This window comes from Arthrobacter sp. 2YAF22_2 (assembly GCF_052114645.1).
In the GTDB taxonomy this organism is placed as follows: domain Bacteria; phylum Actinomycetota; class Actinomycetes; order Actinomycetales; family Micrococcaceae; genus Arthrobacter.
The window spans coordinates 1-6,432 of record NZ_JBFRFD010000178.1 but is presented as its reverse complement, the minus strand read 5'-3'; the positions used below and the strand labels follow the sequence as shown (position 1 = coordinate 6,432).

Genomic DNA, 6,432 nt, shown 5'->3' with positions numbered 1-6,432 from the left:
GTGCCCAGCAGGACCGCTGTCAGCAGCAGTGTGACGCGTGCTTTCCCGGTGTTCATGGCGCACCCTCTCAATCTGGCCGTGCTTGATCTGGATGTTGCGGTCAAAGTGAAGCAACCTGATTCAATTCTGCCCCCGCCGCGGCCAAATAGCGCCGGGTGCGACGGCGGCCATCCTGGCGGGGTGCTAAGCGGCAGAGCGCGGCGGTACCTGAGGCTGCCCGGTTTTTCCCACTTCCTACTTGGTCAAGGCCCCGGCCACTCGCAACTGCCCTTGGGCGCGTACTCGGCGATGCCTGCGCCCCTACCCGTCTTTCGCAGCTCGACAAATCGGGTAGTTGACTTGCTTGTTGCCACCCGGGCACCGTGTCACGGTGGCCTTGAGGGCCGGATCGAACAGCGGTTTCTTCGTGCACTGTTCTGTCGCATTTTTGGCTCTCGAATGCGCGATTTGAATCGAATTGCCTGGGGAAATCGGAGAACATCGTGGATAACGCACCGGGAGCAGCACTCTCAATATCGGTTCAATTGTTTGGTTCGCTGGAAATCCGGCGGGTGGGGCAGGCCCTCACTGCCGCGGATTTGGGCGGGTGCAAGCCGCGCCACATTCTTGAGGTCCTGCTGCTGAACCTGGGCACGCCTGTCTCCAAGACCCGGCTGGTCGAGATCCTCTGGGGGCCGAGCGCAAGCGACGGGGCGGTGGCGACGCTCGAGAGCTACGTCAGCGGCATCCGCCGCGCAATCCAGCCGGGGCAGACCAAGACGGGGCCGCTCCGGACTGCCAACAGCGGCTACGTGTTAGAACCACAGCTCGTGGAACTGGACCTCTCACGCTTCCGTGCGTTGCTCGGCGCGGCGCGCCTTGCCTCACCTGCCGATGCCTATCCGCTGCTGATCGAGGCTCTAGAGCTCTCGGCTGAACCCCTGCTCGGCTTCGAACTCGTCGCGGACTGGGCCGACGAGGCCCGTACCCGCCACGCCGCCGAGCGGGTCGCGGCGATGATTTCAGCGGCCGAGGCGGCGACCTTCCTTGAACGGCTTGATGACGCGATCCGCTGGTCCCAGGCGGCAGTCCGGGCGGAGCCGCTGAATGAGAGGGCGTGGACGGTGCTGGTCACAGCGTATGAGCTGGCCGGTCTGCCCGCCGAGGGGCTGTCCGCCTACGACCGCTGCCGCCGCCTCTTTGACCGAGACCTGGCCTGCTCGCCGGGACCGGCCCTCCAAGCGGCGCATCTGCGGCTGCTGCGGCAGCGCGCGGAGGCGAACGCGGAACTCTCCGAGGCCCTCGCGGCCCTGCTCTGCCTCGGTGAACGGCTGCAGCCAGCCGGTCCGGAGCGGCTGGCGGCTGACGACAGGCTGCACGAGAATGCCGGCCGAGTCCTGGATTCCTTCCTGCAGCGGGCCCGCGCGGCGGTGTGACGGCGGCGGAACCTCACGGCGCCGCCGGTGTGTGAGGCGCGAGCAACTGCCGGCCCCGCGGACGGGGACGGGACTTTCGGGAGGGGTGGAGCATGGGAATTGATGTCGGCGGGTTCACCCCGCTGGAAGAGACCGCGCTCTTGACGTTGTACGCCCGGGCACTCGATAGCCGTTCGCGGCAGCCGATTCTGGGGGACACCCGCGCCGCCGAGGTTGTCGCCGGCATCGACTATGACTTCGCCGGCCTGGGGGTGGTGACCAGTGTGGTTTGTCAGGAAGCGTTGCGGACCAAGATGCTCGATGACCGGGTCCGGGCGTTCACAGCCGATCACCCGGACGCCGTCGTGGTGGACCTCGGAGCCGGTCTGGACGACGGCATGTCACGGGTGCGGCCGCCGGCGTCGATCGACTGGTACAGCATTGACTTTCCCGCGGTTATCGCCGTGCGCGACGCCGTCCTGCCGCCGAATGCCCGGGCGCACTCGGTGGCGGCAACGCTCGCCGATGGGCGGTGGCCGGACACGATCCCGTCGCAGCGCCCGGCGCTGCTGATCGCCAACGGGTTGTTGGCGTTCCTCAGCGAGGCGGAGATTACCTCGCTGCTGAAACGGATGACCGGCCATTTCCAGTCGGGTGAACTGGCTTTCAACGATTACGGCCGCATTGGCTGGGCAAGCAGGATCGCCGTCAGGATTGCTCCGCAGCGGATGTTCAACGCCGTCGCCAGTCAGTGGAGCGGCTATCCCGGCTTCAAGGATGCACACCAGCCCGAGAGGTGGGACCAGCAGCTGAAACTGGTCGAGGAGACGAGCCTGGCCCACGCCCCCGAGGTGGAGCTGTTCCCGACGTGGCTACGGTTGGCGACCAGGATTTCCGGGCGCATCCCCAGCATGGCCCGAAAGGCCCGGATCCTGCGCTACAGCTTCCAGGGCCGGTCCTAGGGCCGGCGCCTGCCTATTCGAACCGGGACGGGTCGCCCATGCCGTGACGGACCACCTCGGCGACGCCGCTTGAGTAGTCGATCACCGTCGTCGGCTCCGCTCCGCAGTCGCCGGAATCGATGACGGCGTCCACCACGTGGTCCAGCCGTTCCTTGATTTCCCAACCCTGGGTGAGGGGCTCCTCCTCGTCCGGCAGCAGCAGCGTGCTGGAGAGCAGCGGCTCGCCAAGTTCGGCCAGGAGCGCCTGCACCACTTTGTGGTCCGGAATCCGGACGCCGACCGTCTTCTTCTTCGGGTGCAGCAGCCGCCGCGGCACCTCCTTGGTGGCCGGCAGGATGAAGGTGTAGCTGCCCGGAGTGACGGCCTTGATGCTGCGGAAGACGTCGTTGTYGATCTGCACAAACTGGCCGAGTTGTGCGAAGTCCTTGCAGACCAGCGTGAAGTGGTGCTTGTCGCTAAGGTGCCGGATGCTGCGGATCCTGTCGAGCGCGTCCTTGTTTCCCAGCTGGGCGCCGAGGGCGTAGCAGGAGTCGGTGGGGTACGCGATCAAGCCGCCGGACTTTAGCAACTCCACCACCTGGGTGATGGAGCGGTGCTGGGGGTTGTCGGGGTGCACATCGAAGAATCTCGCCATGGCACGAGCTTACGCCCGGCGCGCCGCGCTTCGGGCGCGGCGGCTGCGGGCCAGCGAGGCGATTGGCGGCCACTCCCGGGCCGTCCGGCCCGGTGGTCAGGCCGGAAGTCGGGATGCGGCCAGGGACACGAACATCAGTGCCATCAGAGCCGCACCGGCGAGTTCCTGGAACGCGCTCCGGCTGCCACCCGGCGCGCGGGAGAGCAGCTGCCGGATCAACCTCACACTCCACAGGATCGCGGCGAACCCGAAGAACGCCGCCAGCAGGGAGGGCAAAACGACCGCTCCGGCGGTTGCCAGTTCCGGCAGCAGGGCCGCCGTCGGGGCGGCCGCAAAGTGATGCGGCGCCACGACGGCGGCCGCGCTAGAGCGGGCAGGGACCGGGTTCGCGCCGGACGTCGCCCCGGCCAGCAGCATGTACGCCATGGCGGCCATTGTCAGCGCGTGGTACAGCAATGTTCCGCGGCCGGTACCCCGGCCGGTATCCCCGGCGCGGCGGCGTCCCGCGGGCAAAGAAGCGGGCTGGGACGTCGGACGCCGGGACGAAGCCCGGAGGACAAACCACCACGCGGCCAGCAGGAAGATCAGGATCTGCGGCAGAACGGGGACCGTCCATGACGGGTGCAGCATCAGAGCCAGGGACGTCAGCATCAATGCGTTGAGTCCCCGGTCGATCCGGAATGCCGGCGGGTACGACGGGGACGGCCAGACCGCCGCCAAGAAGGCGGCGACGGCCGCGGCGAGCAGCACGGCTGAGGCGGCCCAACGGAAGGCCTCGTTTCCGAGCATGGGTTCCATCTCACAGCGTTTCGTCGTGGTGGATTCGTTGGTCCAGTTGCCGCAGCGGTTCCCCGCTGCCGCTCCACTGCTTGGCGATGATCTCCGCGGCGATGGACACCGCTGTCTCCTCGGGGGTCCGGGCGCCGAGGTCCAGGCCCACGGGGCTGTGCAGCCGGGACAGTGCGGCCGCGTCCAGTCCTTCCTCGCGCAGCCGCCTGATCCGGTCCTCGTGGGTGCGGCGTGAACCCATGGCCCCGACAAACGCCAGCGGACTGCCGCGCAGGGCGACCTTCAACAGGGGTATGTCGAACTTAGGGTCGTGGGTGAGGACGCAGATCACGGTCCGTTCGTCCACCAGCCCGTGCTCCTGCTGCCCGGCAAGATAGCGGTGCGGCCATTCGTTGACCACCTCGGCGGCCTCGGGGAACCTTGCCGGCGTGGCGAAGACGGCGCGGGCGTCGCAGACGGTTACCCGGTAGCCCAGGAAGCTGCCGAGCCGCGCCAGGGCCGCGGCGAAGTCGATGGCGCCGAAGATGAGCATCCGCGGCGGCGGGGCGTAACTGGTGAAAAAGACCCGCATCCCGCTGTCCAGCCGTTCTCCGTCGGGGCCGTAGCTCAGGATGCCGGTCCGGCCGGCGGCCAGATAGCCCTGGGTGTCGTCGCCGACGGCGAGGTTGGCCCGCTCGGACCCCAGGCTGCCTTCGAAGCCGTCCGGGCGCACCACCAGGTGCCGCCCCAGCCAGCTGCTGTCAGGGTGCTCGATCACCGTGGCCACCCCCACGCGCTTGTCGTCGGCGATGTCCTGCCGGACGGCGTCGAGCTCCGCGAACCGCTCCCGCGAGACCGGCTCGACGAAGATATCGATGATGCCGCCGCAGGTGAGGCCGACGGCGAACGCGTCGTCGTCGCTGATCCCGTACCGAACCAGCACCGGGACGCCGTCCTCCTTGACCTGGGTGGCCAGTTCGTAGACGGCACCCTCGACGCAGCCGCCGGAAACCGAGCCCACGGCTTCGCCGCCGGCGGTGACGAGCATCGATGCCCCCGGCAGCCGGGGCGCGGATCTGAACGTGTTCACGACGGTGGCCAGGCCGGCGGTGCTGCCCTGCCGCCAGCCCGGCATGATGGCCGCCAGGACGTCGCGCATGGGCCCGCCCTAGAGCCTTCCGCAGAGCCGGAGCATCCGGAACGCCGACCGCCGGCCCGCCCAGTAGGAGAGGCAGGCCACCGCTGCGACCAGGCCGACGACCTTGCCGGGGCTGGAGAGCTGGTCGACGGCGACGCCCCTGGCGAGGCTGAAGACATCCAGATTGCTCGACGGGGTCGGGACCCGGGTCGACGGGGCAGCGGTCGGCGATGCCGACGGCGTGCCGGTGCCCGTTGTTGCGGGCACGGGTGCGGCGACCGCTGGCGCCGGTTCGGGCGGCGCCGGTTCCCCTGCCGCATCGACCGCCCCGTCCACGGCCGGCGCTGGGGGTTCGGCCAGCATGGACTGCAGATTGTCTGCGAAGAGTCCCATCATCTGCTCGGTGACGCTGCCGATCACGCTCTTGCCCATCGCGGCCGCCTTGCCGGACAGTGCCAAGTCGGCACTGACGGTTCCCTTTGTCGTGGTTCCGTCCTCGGTGAGGGCCATTGTGACCGTGGCTTCCGCGGTGCCCTGGCCGCGGGTTTCCTGGGCCTTGCCGCCCAGCACGGCCCGGTGCTCCGCTGGGTCGCGCTCCAGGACGTTGAGCAGGCCCTTGTACTGCATGTTTACCGGGCCCAGCTTGACGGTCATGCCCACCTGATAGGCATCCTCGGATAGCTTGTTCAGGATCCGGGCGCCCGGAAGGCAGCCAGCCACACGTTCGAAGTCCATCAGGGTGTCCCAGACCGTGCCGATCGGGGCGACCACCGCGAAACTGCTGTCTATCTGCATTAGCTGCTCCCTTGACTTGAGGTGTTTTGTCGTCCAGCTGCTTGTCTTCCGGCCGCTTGTCTGCCAGCGGTCTGCCGTCCAGCTGCGGGCCTTCCGGCTGCTCCGGCTGCGTACGGGCCGCCGCCGCGGACGGCGGCGGCCACCTCCGCCAGCGCCGTGTAGCTGTGTCCGCTCACGAAGGCGTCGCAGTAGGGCAGCGCAGCGGCGATGCCGCCGGCCAGCGGCTGATAGCCCGGCGCGGCCTTGCGCGGATTCACCCAGACCACCCGGTGCGCGAGCCTGCGCAGCCGGGCCATCTGGGCCGCGACTTGTTCCGGGTCCTCCTGCGCCCAGCCGTCGGAGAAGATCACCACGACGGCGCCCCGGGCGAGTCCTCGGCGGCCGTGTTCGTCCACGAAGCGCCGCAGGCTCTCGGCGATCCTGGTGCCGCTGGCCCAGTCCGGTGCGGTGGCGGCGGCCCGGGCGAGTGCCAGATCCGGATTGCGCTGGGCCAGCTGCTTGGTCAGGCGCGTCAGCCGGGTGGAGAACACGAAGGCCTCCGCCCCGGCGGTGGTGACGGCGCCCTGCAGGAGCGCCAGGAAGATCCGCGAATAGGGGTCCATCGAGCCGGAGACGTCGCACAAGAGCACCAGCTTGCGCCGTTGCACTTGGCGTTCGGCGTAGCGGAGCGTGGCAACGTCAGAGCCGGRGCGTCGGGCGGCCCGCACGGTGGCCCGGACGTCCAGCCGCGCGCTGCTGTGG

7 protein-coding genes are annotated in these 6,432 nt (G+C 68.9%); 2 read left to right on the top strand and 5 right to left on the bottom strand.

Going from position 1 to position 6,432, the window contains the following annotated elements:
- The first annotated feature begins 482 nt into the window (after nt 1-482).
- Together AB4Y86_RS09215 and AB4Y86_RS09210 are read left to right on the top strand one after the other, a co-directional pair.
- On the top strand, nt 483-1,415 hold the full coding sequence (locus AB4Y86_RS09215; RefSeq protein ID WP_441401944.1) for an AfsR/SARP family transcriptional regulator: 933 nt from the start codon (nt 483-485) through the stop codon (nt 1,413-1,415).
- A gap of 92 nt (nt 1,416-1,507) precedes the next feature.
- On the top strand, nt 1,508-2,356 hold the full coding sequence (locus AB4Y86_RS09210; RefSeq protein WP_441401943.1) for a class I SAM-dependent methyltransferase: 849 nt from the start codon (nt 1,508-1,510) through the stop codon (nt 2,354-2,356).
- Between the two features lie 13 nt (nt 2,357-2,369).
- On the opposite strand, the gene AB4Y86_RS09205 is transcribed toward AB4Y86_RS09210, so the two are convergent.
- From AB4Y86_RS09205 to AB4Y86_RS09185, 5 genes are all read right to left on the bottom strand, one after another.
- Nucleotides 2,370-2,990, bottom strand: a complete 621-nt coding sequence (locus tag AB4Y86_RS09205) for an L-threonylcarbamoyladenylate synthase (RefSeq protein ID WP_441401942.1) — start codon at nt 2,988-2,990, stop codon at nt 2,370-2,372.
- A 96-nt stretch (nt 2,991-3,086) separates the two neighbouring features.
- The gene (locus AB4Y86_RS09200) at nt 3,087-3,788 is read right to left on the bottom strand and encodes a DUF5134 domain-containing protein (RefSeq protein WP_441401941.1); all 702 of its coding nucleotides are present in this window, start codon (nt 3,786-3,788) and stop codon (nt 3,087-3,089) included.
- A 1-nt stretch (nt 3,789) separates the two neighbouring features.
- Nucleotides 3,790-4,917: an XdhC family protein gene (locus AB4Y86_RS09195; RefSeq protein WP_441401940.1), complete on the bottom strand. Its 1,128-nt coding sequence runs from the start codon at nt 4,915-4,917 to the stop codon at nt 3,790-3,792.
- 9 nt (nt 4,918-4,926) lie between these two features.
- Nucleotides 4,927-5,691 (bottom strand): SRPBCC family protein, encoded by a 765-nt coding sequence (locus tag AB4Y86_RS09190; protein ID WP_441401939.1) that lies wholly within the window; start codon nt 5,689-5,691, stop codon nt 4,927-4,929.
- On the bottom strand, nt 5,691-6,432 hold a 742-nt coding region (locus AB4Y86_RS09185; RefSeq protein ID WP_441401938.1), incomplete at its 5' end, for a vWA domain-containing protein. The genes AB4Y86_RS09185 and AB4Y86_RS09190, both read right to left, overlap by 1 nt.